The sequence below is a fragment of the Microcoleus sp. genome (assembly GCF_041354475.1).
In the GTDB taxonomy this organism is placed as follows: domain Bacteria; phylum Cyanobacteriota; class Cyanobacteriia; order Cyanobacteriales; family Microcoleaceae; genus Microcoleus.
In genome coordinates this window covers 93,995-113,870 of record NZ_JBGJZU010000009.1, presented here as the reverse complement: position 1 = coordinate 113,870, position 19,876 = coordinate 93,995, and the positions used below count along the sequence as shown (strand labels likewise).

Annotated in this window: 18 protein-coding genes and 1 CRISPR repeat array; of the genes, 9 read left to right on the top strand and 9 right to left on the bottom strand. The window is 44.0% G+C overall.

Annotation, left to right across the window (positions count from 1 at the left end; all coding sequences use genetic code 11):
- The first annotated feature begins 299 nt into the window (after positions 1-299).
- A complete protein-coding gene (locus tag ACBR23_RS05800; RefSeq protein ID WP_371118817.1) occupies positions 300-737 on the top strand; it encodes a hypothetical protein in 438 nt (145 codons plus the stop codon).
- Between the two features lie 331 nt (positions 738-1,068).
- Entirely contained in the window at positions 1,069-2,166 is a 1,098-nt protein-coding gene (mnmA, locus tag ACBR23_RS05795) for a tRNA 2-thiouridine(34) synthase MnmA (RefSeq protein WP_371118236.1), read from the top strand.
- A gap of 209 nt (positions 2,167-2,375) precedes the next feature.
- On the opposite strand, the gene ACBR23_RS05790 is transcribed toward mnmA, so the two are convergent.
- Complete coding sequence (locus ACBR23_RS05790) at positions 2,376-2,951, bottom strand: hypothetical protein (RefSeq protein ID WP_341739001.1); 576 nt, start codon at positions 2,949-2,951, stop codon at positions 2,376-2,378.
- 298 nt (positions 2,952-3,249) lie between these two features.
- On the opposite strand from ACBR23_RS05790, the gene ACBR23_RS05785 reads away from it, so the two are divergent.
- The 6 genes from ACBR23_RS05785 to ACBR23_RS05760 all read left to right on the top strand — a co-directional run bounded on the left by ACBR23_RS05785 (position 3,250) and on the right by ACBR23_RS05760 (position 10,454).
- Positions 3,250-5,223, top strand: a complete 1,974-nt coding sequence (locus ACBR23_RS05785; protein ID WP_371120910.1) for a SpoIIE family protein phosphatase — start codon at positions 3,250-3,252, stop codon at positions 5,221-5,223.
- A gap of 141 nt (positions 5,224-5,364) precedes the next feature.
- Positions 5,365-5,943, top strand: a complete 579-nt coding sequence (locus tag ACBR23_RS05780) for a DUF6272 family protein (RefSeq protein ID WP_371118819.1) — start codon at positions 5,365-5,367, stop codon at positions 5,941-5,943.
- Positions 5,944-5,990: 47 nt separating this feature from the next.
- Positions 5,991-6,335 (top strand): STAS domain-containing protein, encoded by a 345-nt coding sequence (locus tag ACBR23_RS05775; RefSeq protein ID WP_341738998.1) that lies wholly within the window; start codon positions 5,991-5,993, stop codon positions 6,333-6,335.
- A gap of 72 nt (positions 6,336-6,407) precedes the next feature.
- Positions 6,408-7,883 carry an adenylate/guanylate cyclase domain-containing protein gene (locus ACBR23_RS05770; RefSeq protein WP_371124789.1) on the top strand — a complete coding sequence of 492 codons (1,476 nt, stop codon included), beginning with the start codon at positions 6,408-6,410 and terminating at the stop codon, positions 7,881-7,883.
- Between the two features lie 99 nt (positions 7,884-7,982).
- Positions 7,983-9,635, top strand: a complete 1,653-nt coding sequence (locus ACBR23_RS05765) for an ABC transporter substrate-binding protein (RefSeq protein ID WP_371117425.1) — start codon at positions 7,983-7,985, stop codon at positions 9,633-9,635.
- Positions 9,636-9,794: 159 nt separating this feature from the next.
- Positions 9,795-10,454: a pentapeptide repeat-containing protein gene (locus ACBR23_RS05760; protein WP_371117407.1), complete on the top strand. Its 660-nt coding sequence runs from the start codon at positions 9,795-9,797 to the stop codon at positions 10,452-10,454.
- A 102-nt stretch (positions 10,455-10,556) separates the two neighbouring features.
- Here ACBR23_RS05760 and ACBR23_RS05755 read toward each other — a convergent pair whose 3' ends face one another.
- From ACBR23_RS05755 to ACBR23_RS05730, 6 genes are all read right to left on the bottom strand, one after another.
- Positions 10,557-10,934: a cupin domain-containing protein gene (locus tag ACBR23_RS05755; RefSeq protein WP_371117426.1), complete on the bottom strand. Its 378-nt coding sequence runs from the start codon at positions 10,932-10,934 to the stop codon at positions 10,557-10,559.
- A gap of 98 nt (positions 10,935-11,032) precedes the next feature.
- Positions 11,033-11,449, bottom strand: coding sequence for a nucleic acid-binding protein (locus ACBR23_RS05750; RefSeq protein ID WP_371118820.1), 417 nt, complete (start codon positions 11,447-11,449; stop codon positions 11,033-11,035).
- Between the two features lie 35 nt (positions 11,450-11,484).
- Positions 11,485-11,898, bottom strand: coding sequence for a hypothetical protein (locus ACBR23_RS05745; RefSeq protein WP_371118821.1), 414 nt, complete (start codon positions 11,896-11,898; stop codon positions 11,485-11,487).
- Between the two features lie 215 nt (positions 11,899-12,113).
- A CRISPR array of direct repeats spans positions 12,114-12,457; the repeat unit is 38 nt; unit sequence AAGTTTCCATTCAATTAGTTTCCCCAACGAGTGGGGAC.
- Positions 12,458-12,809: 352 nt separating this feature from the next.
- Entirely contained in the window at positions 12,810-13,307 is a 498-nt protein-coding gene (locus tag ACBR23_RS05740; protein WP_371118822.1) for a type II toxin-antitoxin system YhaV family toxin, read from the bottom strand.
- A gap of 2 nt (positions 13,308-13,309) precedes the next feature.
- Positions 13,310-13,642 carry a type II toxin-antitoxin system PrlF family antitoxin gene (locus ACBR23_RS05735; RefSeq protein WP_371118823.1) on the bottom strand — a complete coding sequence of 111 codons (333 nt, stop codon included), beginning with the start codon at positions 13,640-13,642 and terminating at the stop codon, positions 13,310-13,312.
- A gap of 226 nt (positions 13,643-13,868) precedes the next feature.
- Positions 13,869-14,114, bottom strand: a complete 246-nt coding sequence (locus tag ACBR23_RS05730) for a hypothetical protein (protein WP_371118824.1) — start codon at positions 14,112-14,114, stop codon at positions 13,869-13,871.
- 509 nt (positions 14,115-14,623) lie between these two features.
- Here ACBR23_RS05730 and ACBR23_RS05725 point away from each other — a divergent pair.
- Positions 14,624-15,517, top strand: a complete 894-nt coding sequence (locus tag ACBR23_RS05725; RefSeq protein ID WP_371118825.1) for a helix-turn-helix domain-containing protein — start codon at positions 14,624-14,626, stop codon at positions 15,515-15,517.
- A gap of 22 nt (positions 15,518-15,539) precedes the next feature.
- Here ACBR23_RS05725 and ACBR23_RS05720 read toward each other — a convergent pair whose 3' ends face one another.
- Both ACBR23_RS05720 and acnB read right to left on the bottom strand, forming a co-directional pair.
- Positions 15,540-16,688 (bottom strand): DNA cytosine methyltransferase, encoded by a 1,149-nt coding sequence (locus ACBR23_RS05720; protein WP_341738988.1) that lies wholly within the window; start codon positions 16,686-16,688, stop codon positions 15,540-15,542.
- A gap of 171 nt (positions 16,689-16,859) precedes the next feature.
- On the bottom strand, positions 16,860-19,475 hold the full coding sequence (gene acnB, locus ACBR23_RS05715) for a bifunctional aconitate hydratase 2/2-methylisocitrate dehydratase (RefSeq protein WP_371118826.1): 2,616 nt from the start codon (positions 19,473-19,475) through the stop codon (positions 16,860-16,862).
- Between the last annotated feature and the right edge of the window lie 401 nt (positions 19,476-19,876).

The window sequence follows — 19,876 nt, the reverse complement described above, 5'->3', positions numbered from 1 at the left end:
TGGGAATCTTTCCATAGTTGGTTCTATGGATAACAGTACCATCAAGGAAATCTTACATACCCTTCATCGGGCTGTTAAGAAGCCCACATCATAATCTGTACTCAGATTTGATGTGGGAGTATGTCACTTGCGGAAACTCCTCTGGCAAATAACGACTGGAGCGACCTTTGAACGACTTAACCACCAACGCAGGTACATCTACTCAGCTAATGGCAGCATAAGTATTTTGTTGATACGACTTGAGATATCCACTATATTCGTTTAAGCTAGACAAATCAACAGTCTTTAAGGAAATAGAGGTGGCTAAAGCTAAAAAAACCATGGGAGTCCAGCAAGTATTGCTGTCTCCCACTAAAGAAGTCAAAGCATTGTTAGAGTATCTCTGCCAGCAATCTGGCAAGCTGTACAACAGTGGTGTTTATTTAGCTCGTCAAACTTTTTTCAAGACCGGGAAATTGCTGATTGGCAAATTTGACTTGTCCTTTGAACCATCAATTTCCAAGTCAATGGTTGCTAAATCATTGCCATCAACGCCAATGCAGCAAACATTGATGTCGGTCACAGAAGCCTTCAAATCTTTTAAAGAATTAAGAGATTTGTATATCAAAGGTCAACTGCATTTTAAGCCCAAGCCACCAGGATATCTTACGGGCGCTAAGTTGTTCAAAGTAGCTTATCCTAATTCGGGAGGTTTACAGCCTAAACTTGTTGGGAATCAGTTAAGGTTTTCCTTTTAAACGTGGATTGTATCAGTCAGCCGATGGAACTGTGGTGAATGCAGACTTAAATGGTTCTGCTAATATTCTGAGAAAAGTAGTCAGTAAGCTAGGTGTAAGCCTTGACCGACTGAATAGACGGTGTTTGACGACCGTAGCGAGAGTTAGACTTTGGGCGTTGCCTATGTCTATTCTGTCTGCAGAATCGAGCGTGTCTTTAGACCGCTTGAGTGTCAAAGGAATGTTAAAATTTCAAAGAACAGCAACAGTAGCAACTTGTAGTATTTTTGTACTATAATAAATTAGCTCGATCGAACGAAGTTCCAGTAAAATAGCCAGTTTTCTCCGAACCATGAACAAGATTGTTGTAGGCCTCTCCGGCGGGGTCGATAGTTCCGCAGCAGCCGCAATTCTACACCATCAGGGATATGAAGTGGTGGGTTTAACCCTGTGGCTGATGAAAGGTAAAGGCCAGTGTTGCTCTGAGGGAATGGTCGATGCAGCTAAAATTTGCGAACAGTTGGGCGTTCCTCACCACATAGTTGACAGCCGCGAGGTTTTTCAAGCAAGTATTGTGGATTTTTTGGTGGATGGTTACAGTGCTGGAATTACGCCTTTGCCTTGTTCCCAGTGCAATAAAACTGTGAAGTTCGGCCCGATGCTCAAGTATGCTCGCCAAGAACTCGGAATTGACAAAATTGCTACAGGTCACTACGCTCGGATTACTCATGATACTCTGACAGGTCGCTATCAGTTGCGTCGGGCGATCGACCCCGGCAAAGACCAGTCCTATTTCTTGTACGATTTGACACAAGATTTTCTCGCAGGTACGGTGTTTCCTTTGGGGGAAATTACCAAGACCGAAACTCGCAGAATAGCCGCGGAGTTTGGCTTGACAACTGCTGATAAGCCGGAAAGTCAGGATTTGTGTTTGGTGGAAAGTAACGGTTCCATGCGGGCATTTCTGGATAAATACATTGCTCCGCAAAAGGGTGATATTGTGCACAAGGATGGCCGAGTGCTCGGACAGCACGACGGGATACACCACTATACCATCGGCCAACGCAAGGGACTGGGTATTGCAGCACCTGAACCCCTGTACGTGGTCGAATTGGATGCTGCCAGAAATCGGGTGATTGTGGGCGATCGACTCTTAGCAGTAGAATCCGAGTGTTATGTCCAGCAAGTGAATTGGGTTTCTGTAGCACAGCCAACAGCTCCCATTCGAGCCGAAGTACAGATTCGGTATCGATCGCACCCAGTCCCCGCCACAGTAATTCCCCTAGAATCCTCCCAGGAAGCAGAAAATACTCGCGGTACAAGAGTCAAGTTAATTTTTGACGAACCGCAGTTGAGCATCACCCCCGGACAAGCCGCCGTTTGGTACGAAGGGGACTTGCTTCTTGGTGGCGGACTCATCGAAAAACAAGCAACATCAAAGGCAGGCTAGAAGCCCGCCCCACCCAAAAATTTAAATTCAGTCCTAGACGCCTGGGGGACCAAAAACCCCAGGTGGTTGCCCTTCGACTACGCTCAGGAACCGCGGAGTCGAAACCCTGCGTGAATATTTGTCGAAAAAATCGACGATTTTTGGAAGAAACCGGGTTTTTTGCATAAGTCTTATAAATTGATTTATAGCAACTTGGCGACAGCTACACATCAATTTTTCGGTTCCAAACGCAACACCTTTCCCCTAGCATCGGTGCGATAAACCCAAATTTGGCGGCCATCAGAAACCACAACCCGCCAACCTTTCACAATCATTTGGCCGCACAACTCATTAGTTGTCGAGATTCCCAAACAAGTATTCGGCCAAGTTTGGCGCGTCGATTCAGTCACTCGTAACCCTCCAGCAGCAATACCAGTTTGGCGCGACAAGTCCACTCGAACAGCCTCAACGATGGAAGCGGGCAATTGGCTTGGGGGGTTTTGGGGCGATCCTTGAGCCAAATTGTCTAATTCGGAAGTTAAATTATTCCCTACAAATTCCGAATAGCTGATGTTTTCCAGAACAGGTGTGGGCACAAATTCCTTGATGCTTGGCTGTTGTTGGCTTTCCAACTTGGTTAAGGAATGTTTCAGCGCCCCAGCATTAGCAGCAGCGGTATCTACCAGACTCGGATACATTTCCAATGCCAGAATTCCTGTTAACACCAAAGCCAAGACTAAAGGCCTGGGCTGCTTTTGGGCTTGGTTTTGACTGTCTTGAGAGTTATTTTCGGAAATTCGTTTCATTACAAGCCCTCCACCTCACTTCAGACTGCGGCGCGATCGCTGCTGAACACAACACTAACAATACTTATGTAGACACTGCTAATGTTAGTGTTGGTTCCTTTGTCAAGAACTAACATTACAAGTGCAGCGATGTAAGTATCGTCTTATTCTGTCTCTAGAGTAGAGTTTCAGGAAATAAGTATATTAATCCTCGCCAAACTTCTGATGGTGCGTCAAAACTGATTTTTTCAGGAATGATCCAAAAAAATTAGTAGCTTTTGCTACTAATTGAGTAAAATATTTGTGGATTGTGTCACATATGAACCAAAAATCCTTCGGTATCCATTTAATGAATCGTCTGAGCTATCCCCAAAAATTTATCCTAATTGGCTTTCTCTTTGCCCTGCCCTTAACATTGGTCATATACCTGCTGATTTCCGAAATTAATAGCCAGGTAAATTTTGCTCAAAAAGAAATTTACGGCAATGAATACCTGCGCCCCCTGCGACAATTGAGACAACACATACCGCAACTTCAACTTTTAGATTATCAGCCTTTAAACACAAATTTAAGCCGACCAGAGTTCAGGGCAGAACTAGAAGCAACAATAGACTCTAAATTTCAAAATCTTGCCAATACTGATAGCAGGATCGGAAGTTTATTGAAATCTTCAGAAAAAATGAATCAAACTTATCTTACTTGGCAAAATTTTAAACTGCGTCGCCACCAGTGGAGCTTAGAAACCTATGATTTTTTATATCAAACATTATTAGCAAATATTAATAAATTGGCTGCTGATGTTGGGGATAGTTCTAATTTAATATTAGATCCCGACTTAGACACTTATTACTTAATGGATGCTACTTTATTGAAACTGCCCGAAATTCAAAAAAATCTTTCAGAAATCAGAAGGATTTCTGAAAAAACCAGCCAGAAGTCAAATGCTACACAAGATGATAGAACCCAATATATTGCTCTTTCTGTAAAATTAAGAGAATTAAGTGAGGCTTTAGAGTTTAACATGAATGTTGCGTTTATAAACAATCCACAACACAATTTAAAGCTCAAATTAAATAATGATGTGCAAAGCTTTATTTTTCTTATATATCAATTATCTAAAAGTCTAGATAAACTAAACTATCCATCGGAAACTGTTCAGTATTATGCCTATATTGACTCAACTGAAAGAGTGCTAGAATTAAGTTTTGATCTGTGGGATAAAACCCTAGACGAATTAGATGTCTTACTACATAATCGTATTGAACATCTTATGAACAAAAAGCGAACAATTACAATAGTTGTTTTTTTGAGTCTCTCCATAGTATTTTATGTATTTGTATCTTTTTATCAGTCGGTGATGGAAACTGTCTTGGTACTGGATGAAGCTTCCAAAAAAATGGCAAGAGGGAATCTTGACTACAAAATTAATTTGGATAATAAAGATGAATTGGGGCAAGTTGTGAGGTCATTTAACAAAATTGCTGAGGCATTGGTTTATGCGAACCAAGAAATTACTGTTTTAAACTATCGCCTCAAAGCCGAAAATGTGCGGATGAGTGCCGAATTAGATGTGACTCGCAAAATTCAGCAAATGCTGTTGCCGAAAGACCGAGAACTTAAGGAAGTTATCGGTCTAGATATTGCAGGATTTATGGAATCTGCCGATGAAGTAGGAGGCGATTATTATGATGTACTTCAGCAAGATGGTAGAGTAAAGATTGGTATCGGCGATGTCACTGGACATGGCTTAGAGAGTGGTGTTTTAATGATTATGGTTCAAACGGCTGTGCGAACTTTGCTAGCTTACAATGAACCAGACCCTGTTCGATTTTTAAGTGCTATTAATCGGGCTATTTACGATAATGTGCAACGGATGAAATCTGACAAGAATGCTACCTTGGCTTTGCTAGACTATGAGGAAGGAATGCTGAAATTGAGCGGTCAGCACGAAGAAATGATTGTGGTGCGTTCTAATGGTTCTGTAGAGCGATTTGATACTATCGATTTGGGTTTCCCCATCGGTCTCGATGTAGATATTGCTGAATTTGTTGCTGAAAAAATGGTGCAGTTATATAAAGGAGATGTGGTAGTGCTGTACACTGATGGGATTACGGAAGCTGAAAATATGGATAAGATGCTTTACGGTTTAGAGCGGTTAATTGATGTCATACAAATAAATTGGCAACGAACGGCATCAGAAATCAGGTACGCTGTCATTGACGATGTGCGATCGCACATCGGCGAACAAAAAATCTTTGATGATATCACATTGCTGATTCTCAAACAAAAATAATACTGGGTTATCAGTTATTGGTTAGGATAGATTAGTTATGAAAACCCAAAATTCATAAATAACCGCCTGTAAATCAACACTACATAATCACAAATAACTCCTCACAAATAACTAAGACTAACAGACCACAGACTAATCAACATGAATCAGATATTCGGTAATTTCATTGAGCCGACTCCCAGCCAAGAATATTTAATCATTGGATTTTCCCCTAGTTCTATTCCCCTGAAGCAACGATGGCGGAATAATGGTTTATCGGCTGATTTCCTCGCGGACTACTTGACGACTTTTTTTCCGGGGACTCAAGAGGATGGCTCAGCACTGACAAGACAAGCGGAGGTGAAAAGTGCCGTTAGCTATATTGCTAATGAGTTATTGGAAAATGCGATGAAGTTTAACGATGAAAATTCCCATTACCCGATCGATATTAAACTGCAATTGGAGGAGGACGGGCTAATTTTCTCCGTGGCTAACAGCATTCCGGCTTCTGCTGTTGACAATTTTCAGGGTTACATTCAGAAATTGATGCTTTGCGACCCCAGCGAGATGTATATTGAGCAGTTAGAAAAAAATGCTGCTGATGAGAACTGTACCGCTTCAGGGTTAGGCTTGCTGACTATGCTCAACGACTACAGCGCCAAGATGGGCTGGAAGTTCGAGACGGTTCAACAGGACCCGGAAGTCATTGCCGTCACCACGATGGTACAACTAAGATTATAAGCCCATCGGGCATCAATTATCCAACTTAAGCAACTTTTTTCGCCACAATGGAAATTAAGACAGAAAAATACCACATCTGCTACGATCGAGAGACAGCCACGGTGAGTTTTTCCGGCTCCCTGCGACTAAGCGGGCCCGAAGAATACCAGCCGATTACCCAGTTGCTCGGCGATGTAGCCGATACGCAAACGGAAAAAATTATTCTGAATTTGCAGCAGTTAGAATTTTTGAACAGTTCGGGGATCAGTATGCTGTCGAAGTTCATCATTGAGATGCGAAAAAAACCTGGGGTGCAAATGGCGGTACAAGGCTCTAAATCTGTCGCTTGGCAAGGTAAATCTTTGAAGAATTTGCAACGTCTAATGCCTGCTTTAGTGGTGGAATTAGTGTAGGAACTGCCAGAGCCTTTGGGATTCGGAATGATGATGCAATTTTCTGTTGGTAAAGGCGCAAGTTCTAGGGTTATGTTAGAAGAACAACCATCGAGAGAAGAGCTAGTTTTGGAACTCGAAAAATTGCGCCAGCAAGTGGAAGATTTGAAAGAGGAAAAAGCGGATCTGGAAATTTTGTTAGAAACCAGTGCCGCCCACTCTGATAATCTGACAAGCGAGTTACGCTATCGGGCGTTGCAAGCAGTGCGCGAAGCAGAAAAGCGGCTGGCTCAGTTTCTGGAAGCTATTCCCATCGGAGTGGTAGTTCTTGATTTTGAAGGCCAACCTTGCTATGTTAATCGTGCGGGAAAGCAGTTGCTCGGCAAAGGGGTTTTACCATTAAATACCGTTGATAATTTGTCGGAAGTTTATCAAATTTATCTCGCGGGTACTGATACTATTTATCCGAGCGAAAATTTGCCCATCGTCCGAGCTTTGAAGGGCGAAACTTCCACGGCTGAGGATATGGAAGTTCATCTACACGACAATATAATTCCGATCGAGATTTGGGGAACACCAATTTTTGACGAGGATGGTAGTGTGGCTTTTGCGATCGCAGTTTTTCAAGATATTACAGAACGTAAACAAGCAGAAAGCGATCGCCATAAGTTTATTAATGAACTCTCTCTCCTCAATCAAAGTCTGGAAGCCTCCCTAGATGCCGAGTCAGAATTAACTGATGCCTATGGGCGGTTTGTTCCCCATCAATTTCTAAATTTACTGGGATATGAAAGCATTATCGAAGTTAATTTGGGAGATCAAACACAGCAAGAAATGTCGGTTTTATTTGCGGATATCCGGGATTTTACAACACTTTCTGAGACCATGACACCCCAAGAAAATTTTAATTTTATCAATGCTTATTTGTCGCGGATGGAGCCGGCTATTGCTAGAAATAATGGGTTCATCGACAAATATATAGGTGATGCAATTATGGCTCTATTTAGCGACTGTGCCGATGATGCTGTCAAGGCTGGTATTGCTATGTTAAATATTCTCAAAGACTACAACAAACACCGTCAAAATGTGGGATACATCCCCATTCAAATTGGGATTGGCATTAACACAGGTTCTTTGATGTTGGGGACAGTTGGTGGCAAAAGTCGGATGGATAGCACTGTGATTAGTGATGCGGTTAATTTGGCCTCTCGGATTGAAGGATTGACTAAAGATTACGGCGTACCGCTGTTAATTTCTCATGCCACTTTTGAGAAGTTGCGAAATCCGGCTGATTATGCTGTTCGCATCGTCGATAAGGTACAGGTCAAAGGAAAATCTCAATTTGTAACAGTTTATGAAGTATTTGATGCCGAACCAGAGGAGGTGAGATTGGCAAAGCTAGAAAATTTGCCCATATATAATGAAGCTATGTTATTGTGCGATCGCAAGGAGTTTCGAGAAGCGGGAAAATTGTTTGAAGAGTGTTTGCGGAACAACCCTAGCGATCGGGTGGCTCGCATTTATCTCAAACGCTGTCGAGATTGGCGCACTTTACTCAAAGGAATTTGATATTTGGGAATCGGGAATGGGGCATCGGGCATCGGGCAATTTTAGATTTTGGATTCTGGATTAATGATACGTACTGGGGAATTATTGCGTAAAATGACAATGGGAACAGCTAGGTGGCCGCTAAAAATATTTATCAGACCTTCGGTGATTAAAGTTCTAGCGCTGTTGAGTCTTTGCTGCTGTTTAATTATAAGCTGCCGACAGCCGACAAATCCATCGGTTAACTCTGGCGCTGACAATACTCAAAAAGATCGGATTACGATTGGCACAACCTTGAAACTGCGGACGATCGACCCTGGGGACGCCTACGAAGTGATCTCAGCACAATTGTTGCGCAACTTGGGCGATACTCTCTACACCTATGAGTCGGGAACTACAAAGTTAATCCCGGATTTAGCCACAGCCATGCCCAAAATCAGCCCCGATGGATTAACCTATATAATTCCTCTGCGTCAAGGGGTGATTTTTCATGATGATACACCCTTCAATGCCGCAGCAATGGAGTTTTCTTTACAGCGGTTTATCAAAAATGGTGGCCGTCCAGCTTTCCTGTTAGGTGATGCTGTAGAATCAGTGACAGCGACGGGCGAATATGAGTTAACTGTTAAATTAAAAAAGCCTTTTGCGGCTTTTCCGGCCATGCTAACCTTTGCTGGTACTTGTGCCATTTCTCCGAAAGCTTACGAAATTGGCGACGGTAAATTTAAACCAGATACATTTGTGGGAACCGGACGCTACAAGCTAGCCAAGTATGGCACCGATTCTCTCAAAATAGATGTATTTGATAAATATTGGGGAGAAAAACCCCAAAATAAAGGTATAGATTTGTTGCTGCTTTCTAGTTCCGCCAATTTGTTTAATACTTTTCGCACGGGTGCGATCGATGTTGCTTATTTATCTCTGGATGCAGATCAAGTTCGCAGTTTGGATGAGGGAGCAAAAAAAGGGAAATGGCAGGAATTCGAGGCCGAGAGTAGTACCGTCAGTTATATGACGCTGAATATCCAGTCTAAACCCCTGGATAATATATATGTGAGACAGGCGATCGCAGCTACGATCGATCGCCCACTAATTAACGATCGCGTACTCCGTGGACAAGCACAGCCACTGTACAGTCTGATTCCCACAACCTTTGACGTTCAAAAACCCGTTTTCAAAGAGCTCTACGGCGATGCCAACATGGTAAAAGCCAAGGAATTATTGACTAAAGCGGGATACTCAGCAGCAAATCCTTTAGTATTGCAAATCTGGTATCCTTCATCTTCCGCAAAAAGAGGTTTAGTGGCGAGTACCATCAAGGCCATAGCTAAACTCAAGATGGAGGGAATTCTACAGATAGAAGTTAATAGTGTGGAATCTCCCACTTTATTTCAAAATATTGAGAAGGGAATTTATCCTGCGGTGTTAGTGGATTGGTACGCCGACTTTTTCGATGCCGATAACTATATACAGCCATTTTTAGATTGTGCCGAAGGTTCGGTTGCTGGCGGCTGTTCCAAGGGTGCTAGCCAGGGTCAGGGTTCGTTTTATTATAACGATCGCGTGAATCAACTGATCGCCAAACAGCGCCAAGAACCAAACCCACAAATCCGCAACGCCATTTTTGCTGAACTTCAAGACATACTAGGTAGAGATGTACCTTTCATCCCCCTCTGGCAGGATAAAGATTATACTTTTGCTCAAAAAAATATTACAGGTGTTAGCTTAGAACCGACGCAAGCTTTTCCGTTTTGGTTCCTGAAAAAGCAATAATTTTTAACAAATTTTAACTTTGTTAAAACATCTAAAATTATAGCATTTTTGGGGTACACAACACAGTGATAATAATCACACTATATCCAGATGTCGATCGCTCAAGATCCTTCAAAAATAAACTAAATTTGTAAGTAGAGATTTGGTGGGAGCGGGTATATGAAGTTTGAGATTTTGGCAGCTACAGGGTTACTAATTGCGATCGGTTTTGCCTCTCCAGTGAAAGCCGAAAATCCCGCAGAAGTCAAGCAGTTACTAGAAACCAAAATTTGTTCCGGTTGTGACTTGACAGGAGCGCAACTTTCTGGTATAGATCTCAGCGGTGCAGATTTGAGTGGGGCGAATTTGAGTGGGGCGAATTTGAGGGGAACGAATCTCAATGAAGCCAAGCTGAATCAAGCCAATCTCAAAAATGCCAAACTAGCCGGTGCGAGCTTAATCGCTACGAGGATGCACGGTGCGAATTTGGAGCAAGCTGACTTGAGCCGTGCTAATCTGAATTTGGCTGGTTTAGTGATTGCGAATTTGAAGAATGCCAATCTCAGCAGCTCGAATCTAATCGGAGCTAATTTGGAAAGTGCTAATTTGACTGGCGCAAACCTCAAAAATGTTCGTCAGTCATTGTTGAATCTAGCCAATGTCACTCTCAAAGGTGGGAGTTTGTTCGGAATGGATATGGTGGGAGTCAACCTACGGGATGCAAATTTGACCGGTGCAAATTTGACTGGTGCAAATTTGGTGGGTTCCGACTTGACAGGTGCTAACCTCAGAAATGCAAATATGGCCAATGTAGAGTTGAAGAATGCTGCACTGCCCTAGGGCGATCGCCTATTGTGATATCAGACGATCGTGCTTAACAACTTTAATATAAAAATGTAGGGGTAGTTCAGAAACTGCCCCTACACTTTTAATTGTCAAGGATTAATCTTCTTCGTGAGTATCTTGGGGAAAACGAATGATGTCATCGTCGCCGAGATATTCGCCATTTTGAATTTCAATCATCACCAGGGGAATCACGCCAGGGTTTTCCACACGGTGAGCAGCATTCATGGGAACGTAGGTTGACTGTTTTTGCATCAAAATAGTTTCTTTATCATCGCAGATAACTTTAGCGGTACCGGAGACAACAACCCAATGTTCGCTGCGGTGATAGTGCATTTGGGTACTGATGTGGTGGCCAGGCTTGAGCTCAATGCGATTGATTTTATAACGCTCGCCAGCGTCGATGACTGTAACTTTGCCCCAGTAGCGGGTTTGGGTGCGAGTATCTATTGTTTCCATTGTTTCGACTGTTTCCATTGTTTTCGCCCTGCTGTTGGTGTCGCCAACGGTATCTGCTGTGAATATTTGTAGTTGAAAGTATAGCAGGGAGAGAGTAAGTGCGATCGCATTAAATACTACTCAATTAACCGCCATTCACGAGCATCAACAAATTGAGACAAATGACCCACATTTGTGGTGGCAATTATCACCTCATGCCCTTTATTTGCTTCCAATATTGCTTGAGCCGCCAAAATCACATCCCCATCAAGTGCATTGGCTTCTGCGGTTGGTCTTCCTCTCATTCTCGCGTCAGCCCATAACTGAGCGGCCAAAAGCATTACTTCTGTAGTCAAAGGACGGTATGTCAGTTGTAATTTCAATTCATCAAGTCTTTGAATACCTGCTGACTTACCTGCACGGATTAACTCGCGTCGCACTTCGTAATCAGCAATTTCAGGCAGAATTATTATTTCGCCTCTCCGCATTAAAGAGTTTAGCCGAACTTTGCATTCTTGAACTTCAGTAGAGGATGTTTTAGGGTTGGTCACCATTCCTAATGGGCCAGAGTCCAGAAATATTACTCTACTCATGGGAATAATGGCCGATTAGAAAGACGGTCTTCATCTAAAACTTTACGGAGATATTCCCAAGTTTCAGTTTGTTCCTGTTCATCTCCCTCCTCCACCCATGAATTGATTAAATCAATTGCACCTTGATTTCTTTTTATCCGTTCCTCCAGCGACAGTTTAGTCATATCTATTTTCTCAGGTGTGGGGGCCAGCTCGGACAATATGGGCTTTACTGTCACCGTTTCCAGAAGTAATCGCATCATCTGAAGTAAGTTTGGCCAATATTCTCTGGGAGTTTGCTGAATTATGCGGAGAAATTCGGCGATGGGCTCGCTTAACGGGCGATCGATCTCTTTCCCTTCAGCCATAGGAAGTTCGGGCGCGGAGGTTACGGTTCCTTGGGTTTCGCTGCTTAAAACTTGTTCGGACATAATTACTTTTCTCCTTTCTCTTATCTATATTATGTGCTGTTGATTAACCATGTTGAGAGGCTTTGGCAAATATTGTGAGAAAAAAGTGCCCCTACGTGCGATCGTAGGGGCGGCTTTTTCTAACCATTTATGTCGGAAACAAACAATGTAATAAACCCGCCTCGGCTCAACGACAAAATGGCGTTGAATTAGCAAGAACAGAGTTCACAATTGCTAAGTTTCCATTCAATTAGTTTCCCCAACGAGTGGGGACTCCATTCTGGTATTACGCCAAAACAGACGAGAACGAGTTTCCATTCAATTAGTTTCCCCAACGAGTGGGGACACGTTGCCGAAAGATTTCAAATTCTTAATCTTTTAGAAGCCAAGTTTCCATTCAATTAGTTTCCCCAACGAGTGGGGACATTTTCATTGGTAAGTATTGCATCGTTCGTTCGCAAAAGTTTCCATTCAATTAGTTTCCCCAACGAGTGGGGACTCTGGAATCTATCTATCATGAACTTTAAAAATTTCATTGCTGCAAGTTTCCATTCAATTAGTTTCCCCAACGAGTGGGGACCCCTGCATTATACACCCAATACACCGCAAGGTGTCCAGAGGCCATTTGCGAGGGATAGCAAATTTGTACCTGCAAACCACCTCCGAGCATACCATCGAAATTGTTGAAACCCTTACAGGGCAATATATCGAGGGATAGAACGAACTTGCGCGATCGCAGCCATTTCTTCCATCCCTCGCGAGTGATATACCAAATCTGGGTTTATTAACCTTTAACTGGTTCCCAGGCTAGAGCCTGGGAACCGAGATCCAGAGGCTCTGCCTCGCTTGCGGACAAAAACAGGAGGCAGAGCCTCATAGAAGGCATTCCCAGGCTCTAGCCTGGGAACCAGCAAACTATTTTATTTTTACAGTTAAATTTCTGCTTGGACTGCTTGATCTAAACGATTAGTTTCACCTTTGGCATCTTTGAGTAAGTCATCCCAATTGTCTGGAGGGATGCCACTTTCAAGCATTTTTTTGAAAGTTCGATAAGCGTATGTCTTACTGTCATAAGCTCGCTTAGAGTTCTCATCATTCACCCAGGCGAAAACAATAATTTTACCCTCTTGATGATATCGGAAAAACAGTCGGTACTGCTGAAAAAATTTAGCTCTAAACCAGTGCTTATAATCATCTCCGAGCGTATCACCCTGACGATAATCACTACGTGTTGGATCTTGAGGAATAACATCAAATGCCAGCTTTGCTATGGCAGCTAGACGCTTTGCGGCATTTTTATGCTTGTAGTCTTGAGGATACTTTTGACGCAAATGTTCAACTTGCGTCAGAAGTTCTTCAAACTGGTTGAGGAAGAGAGGATGGGCAAATATATTCCACCCATTAATCACCAGCGGCTGATTTACAGACAAACTTATTCATCCTCATCCGAGAGTGGTGCATCAAGCTCAAGATCAATTTCAGAAACTAAGGACTGAACACGACTTACTAAATCAGAGCTAATTGCTTGTAAGTGGTGAGGATTCTGTTTCATATCTCGTGCCAGAAAATTCAGAAACAGTCCAAGTATCGGATCGCTTTCTGTCGGGTTAGCACGAGAAATGACTACTTGACCGTCAGAGTCGATCGTATAGCAGATTTTATCACGCTTATTCAAGCCAAGGGCTTTGCGAACTGGCTCAGGAACTGTAGTCTGATAGCGATCGGTCAGAGTAGACTCTGAGTATAGGGCTAGTATTGCAGCCATAGCAACCTCTAAATCTGGCGGTTCAAATCTATGGTAATGCAACCGCATTGTCTTGTCAAGAGACTACTGGTTTAACTGGTTCCCAGGCTCAAGCCTGGGAACCGAGATCCAGAGGCTCTGCCTCGCTTGGGACAAAAATAGGAGGCAGAGCCTCATGGAAGGCATTCCCAGGCCAGAGCCTGGGAACGAGCAATCAAGCCTGGGAACGAGCAAAACCAGCCAACACCTACGCTTTGAGCTTCCGACGGCGAATCAGCACGCTCATCACTTGCTTAGGATTAGCTGCACGCTGTACGGGACTCCAATCCCCCACTTCCGCAAAACCCAGTCGGTACAAAGTGAGTATCGTTTCCCTCACACCCTGGGGCGAACCGACAACAGTTAACAGCACCACATCCTGTTCCGATACTGCTGCTGATTCGTCATTTGGGCACTCAGATTCGCGATCATCAGGCAAAAATTCCTGTGACATATTATTTTCTCCTGGTTTTGGGTTTTCTAGAAAAACCCAAAAACCCAGCCGCCCCGCATTTCAACACATAGCAGGGCGGCTACAGAGAATGTTAAGATTCTCGGAGCCTCCAGACTGCTTGTCCCAGTTTGGCGGTTAGCTGTCCATTGCTGTTGTCGCAGCTTTGGGCGAAGCGAAGCGGAGGGAGTGCAACTAGATTTTCGGGCGACGACGCGGGCTGCCTTCTCTACAAGCAAAGCAACCTCTCACTCAAAAGCGTAGCCACATAGGGGGGCCCGTGTCAATCCATTTTGGATTTTAGATTTCCCTCGCGAGTGATATATCAAATCTGGTTCTAACTGGTTCCCAGGCTCTGGCCTGGGAACCGAGATCCAGAGGCTCTGCCTCGCTTGGGGACAAAAACAGGAGGCAGAGCCTCTGGGAAAGCATTCCCAGGCCAGAGCCTGGGAACGAGCAAACACGCCTTTCATGGCGTGGTGATAAAATTAAGCTGCTAATAATATGGCGGAATGAACAATGATGACTCACTAACCCCTCCTGATAACCTTTTGCAGGCCCTCGCGACTAGAGTACGTGTTCTGCGGAGGGAGCAAGGTTTAACCCAAGAACAACTTGCCGATCGGGCTGGGTTGAACCCCCGCCACATTCAGAAGGTAGAAGCTGGGGAACTAAATGTCACAATTAGTACGTTGTCTGCCTTAGCTTTGGCTCTTGGTGTCACAATTACTGGCTTAATAGAACCACATCTTGTCTCTGAGTCTAGACCTCAGACTACTAGCCTGTCACGCCTCTCTCCAAATGAAATGCTGCCATGTTGCAGAAACACTGATGCACTAAATTCTATCGGTCTGACTCCCGAAATGCTATGCCATGCAATTTTCCATGCGTATACGGTGATAGATTCGATAGATTCTAGTTTGCTTGAAGGCGGTTTGGAGCGTCTCGCCGGCGGTACAGTTGAACTAGCAAATTTATCTTCTATTTTTGGTAACTTACTAGGTGCTGGAGTAGCTCTTCATTCGGGCGGACAGTTTGTTCGCAATGGTTCCCACAAGTTTCCCGATTTGGTATCTGTTAATAGTAATTTTGAATCTGGAATAGAGATCAAGGTAGCTCTCGAAACCAACATTCCGAAAGGACATCTGGCAAAATCAGGAATATACTTCACCTTTCGTTATGTATTAGTGACTGTAAGCGGTTTCGATCGGTCTCATCGCGGTGACATAGTTTCAATTTGGGAAGTTCGATGTGGAAGGCTTTCTGATATTGACTTCTCGTTAAGCAACACAGCAGGTGATAGTGGAAAGACGGCTGTGATTAAAACTGAAGCACTGCGCCAAATGAGTCTAGTGTATTTTGACCAAGCACTATGTCCGTACAAGAGATATGTTTATTTCAACTAGCTTTGACTTGGCATACCTCTAATTACAACTGTGCCAGCAATGCTGTAGCAATTGCACGACTCAAAAGTGGCGGAACAGCATTACCAATTTGTTTAACTATCTGACCACGGTTGCCTATAAATATGTAGTCATCATCAAATCCTTGAAGTCTGGCTCCTTCCCTGGGAGTAAGAGCTCGGTCTTGATACGGGTGAATACATTTATTTGAACCAGGGTGTACAAAGTTGACAGTTACAGTAACAGAAGGTTCATCGGGTTCTATTCGGCTATATGAGGTACTAAAGCCACTACTTACCGCTCCGGGAGGCAAGGCAAAAATATTTGAGCCTGCATATTTAATCACCTTTAACATTTTTTCAGTGTGAGCGGTGGCTTCGTGTAGTGCAAGCACTTTCTCAGTTTTACGCCGTTCCAATTCATATTGAGTAGGAGAAATATCACATCGATAGTGAGTGTCTTTTTCTCCAGCACTCACCTCCGGCAGGTCGTGAATTGCCTCCATAACTGTAACCGCTGGTGCAAGGATATATTGCATTAACGGATAGGTGCGTAATACTTTCGGATGACTGAGAGGAGCCATACTGCGACCTTCAAAATAGTGAGTAATTTCGGGAAACTTCACCTTATTGTTATTTCCAAAACGGCCGATAATAACTACCCTTTCTCTCCTTTGAGGTAGACCATAGTGGACTGCATTGAGCACTCGCCAATCTGTGGAATATCCAATAGCTTCAAATAGTTCGACAATTTGTTTAATTGTCTGTCCGTTCTTGTGGCTGATTAAGCCAACCACATTTTCCATGACGAAAAAAGTTGGCTGATAGAACTGAACCAATAATGCAAATGACTCAAACAGTGTATTCCGAGGATCATCAACATTCAGACTACGAAATGGACGTACTGACGAAAAACCCTGACATGGTGGGCCTCCTATAACTACATCAACATCCCCAGGGGTAAGTCCAGTAGTTTTGCAAAACTTATTAGGTGACCATTGTCTGATATCTCCCTCGATCGCACAGACATCTTTGTGATTTGCTTTAAATGTCCTCAGTCGATCTCGGAGAATGTCAATACCAGCTTTTACCTCAAATTCACCTGTCGCCTCAAATCCTGCTGAAAAACCGCCCGTACCACAAAATAAGTCGATAATTTTCAATTTCTGTCCCATTGCTGCTCTTTAGTATTAGCTAATACTATATCAAGTGTCTTATGTAATTTTTAGTTTAGCAGCTAGACAATAAGTATACCAAATAAAAAAATGTAATACCCAGATCCCCGACTTCTGAAAGAAGTTGGGGATCTAACAGCGAGAGTTTTACGTTTAATTAGGTTGATTTACTTACTTGCTCAACACGCCTTCGGGAATTCCCAAAATATCCTCAATCCGAGGCATATCTTCCACAGCAATCACTCGCCCTTCATCCTCAAAACCAGCAATTTGATCGAAATTCAAATACCGATACAAATCGTCAGCAAAAGGATTAATCTTCTTCGCCACAATCTCCATGTATTCTTGGACTGTGGGAATTCGACCCAACAGCGAACAAACTGCGGCTAGTTCAGCGGAACCCAGATAAACTTGCGCGTCTTTCCCCATGCGATTGTTGAAGTTGCGAGTAGATGTTGAAAACACCGTTGTGGCATCTTTAACTCGTGCTTGATTTCCCATGCAAAGACTGCAACCGGGCATTTCTGTACGAGCTCCAGCGGCTCCAAAAATGCTGTAATAACCTTCTTCTTTGAGTTGTTGTTCGTCCATGCGAGTTGGGGGACAAATCCACAGGCGGGCTTTCACTTCCCCAGCACCTTCCAATACTTTCGCGGTGGCGCGGTAGTGACCGATATTGGTCATGCAAGAACCGACAAATACTTCGTCAACCCGATCGCCCGCAACCTCACTTAACAACTTAACATTATCGGGGTCATTGGGAGCAGCCACAATGGGCTCTTTAATCTCATTCAAATCAATTTCAATGATTTCGACATATTCAGCATCAGCATCAGCCTCCAGCAACACCGGATTTGCCAGCCATTCCTCCATCTTCGCTACCCGGCGCATCATCGTCCGCGCATCTGCATAGCCCCGCGCCATCATATTTTTCAGCAGCGCCACATTGGAACGAATGTACTCAGAAACAGTCTCCACGCTCAGTTTAATCGTGCATCCAGCACAAGAACGCTCGGCCGTGGCATCAGTCAATTCAAAAGCCTGCTCGACCTTCAAATCTGGCAAACCTTCAATCTCCATAATCCGTCCAGAAAAGATGTTTTTCTTGTTCTGTTTCTCGACGGTTAGCAAACCTTTTTGAATTGCTACATAGGGAATTGCATTCACAACATCCCGCAGGGTTACTCCCGGCTGCAATTCACCTTTGAACCTTACTAAAACCGACTCCGGCATATCCAAAGGCATCACGCCCAAGGCAGCAGCAAAGGCCACCAATCCCGAACCCGCCGGAAAGGAAATTCCCAAGGGAAAACGAGTGTGAGAATCGCCACCAGTTCCTACTGTATCTGGCAATAACATCCGGTTTAGCCAGGAGTGAATAATGCCGTCTCCGGGACGCAAAGCTACTCCACCTCGTTGAGCCATGAAATCGGGTAATTCATGGTGAGTTTTAACATCAACTGGTTTGGGATAGGCGGCGGTGTGGCAAAAACTTTGGATTACCAAATCGGCGCTAAATCCTAAACAAGCTAGTTCTTTTAATTCGTCCCGTGTCATCGGGCCGGTGGTATCTTGGGAACCGACTGTGGTCATTACTGGTTCGCAGGATGTACCGGGACGCACCCCAACTAAACCGCAAGCTTTGCCGACCATTTTCTGCGCTAATGTAAAGCCTTTGTGGGTGTCTACTGGAATGTTAGGACGGGTAAAAATGGTGCTGATTTCTAGTCCTAAAGCTTCACGGGTTTTGTCGGTTAAGGTGCGTCCAATTAATAGGGGAATTCGGCCACCGGCGCGAACTTCGTCTAGTATTGTGTCTGGTTTGAGGGTGAATGTGGAGATGATTTCTCCGGCTTCATTGGTGATTTCGCCTTTGTAGGGATGGATGGTAATTACCATGCCTGTTTCCATTTTGGCGACGTCGCATTCGATCGGCAATGCACCGGAATCTTCAGCGGTATTGAAGAAAATCGGGGCGATCGCACTTCCTAGAATATAGCCACCACTGCGTTTGTTTGGCACAAATGGAATATCATTACCAATATGCCACAAGACTGAATTAATCGCCGATTTCCGCGAGGAACCGGTGCCGACAACATCGCCCACGTAGGCGACGGGATGACCTTTTTGCTTCAATTCGGCAATGGTTTGCAGAGCACCGGGCATTTTAGTTTCCAGCATGGCCAAAGCGTGCAGCGGAATGTCCGGCCGCGTGGTAGCCTGCGGTGCAGGAGATAAATCGTCGGTATTCGTCTCTCCCGGCACTTTAAACACCGTTACGGTGATGGCTTCGGCTAGTTGGGGGCGACTGGTAAACCACTCGGCATTAACCCAAGAGTCGATGACTTGTTTAGCATAGGGATTGACATCCGACAGGGCCAGGACATCGTGGAAAGCATCAAATACTAACAGAGTTTTGCTGAGGGCGCGGGCTGCGGTGGCGGGAATAGCGGTTTCGGCTGTGGGATTGAGTAAATCGATGAGGGAGTGGACGTTGTAGCCGCCCATCATTGTCCCTAGCAGGTAGACTGCCCATTTGGGGGCGATGAGGGGGCTGTGGATTTCTCCTTTGGCAATGCTGGTCAAAAATCCTGCTTTGACGTAGGCTGCTTGGTCTACTCCGGGTGGCACGCGATCGCGCAATAATTCTACTAAGGTTTCTTCTTCGCCCGGTGGCGGATTTTTGAGCAATTCGCAAAGTTCGGAGGTTTGCTGAGCATCTAGGGGCAGTGGGGGAATTCCCAAGGCTGCCCGTGAAGCTACGTGTTGGCGGTAAGATTCAAGCATTTCTGTCCTTCGTTGATTGTTTGCAGTTCAGTTTACTTTGAAAACTAGGAGCTTGTACTCATGATTTGACAAAGTATCCCACTCTATAAAAACTTAACGCAAGGGTAAAAAAAGTGGAGTTCAATACCAAAGACAAATATTCACCGAACTTGCCCGCCAGTCAAATTTAAAAACTTAGGGTATGGGATTGTCACTTTTTTTCACCAAAAGTCGATGAATTAGGCTGGTTTATGATACTATAATATTATGGTACTTGTTGCCCTATTCCTACATAAGCTCAGTCTCCCCTCCATAACTTAACAATCGCTTGAGCTAGTTTGTTTGTGAAAAAAGATACCTAATTATTAAAGTTAAATCACTCTGGGGCTAAACTAATCAAAAACAGTGGATTAGTTTAAACT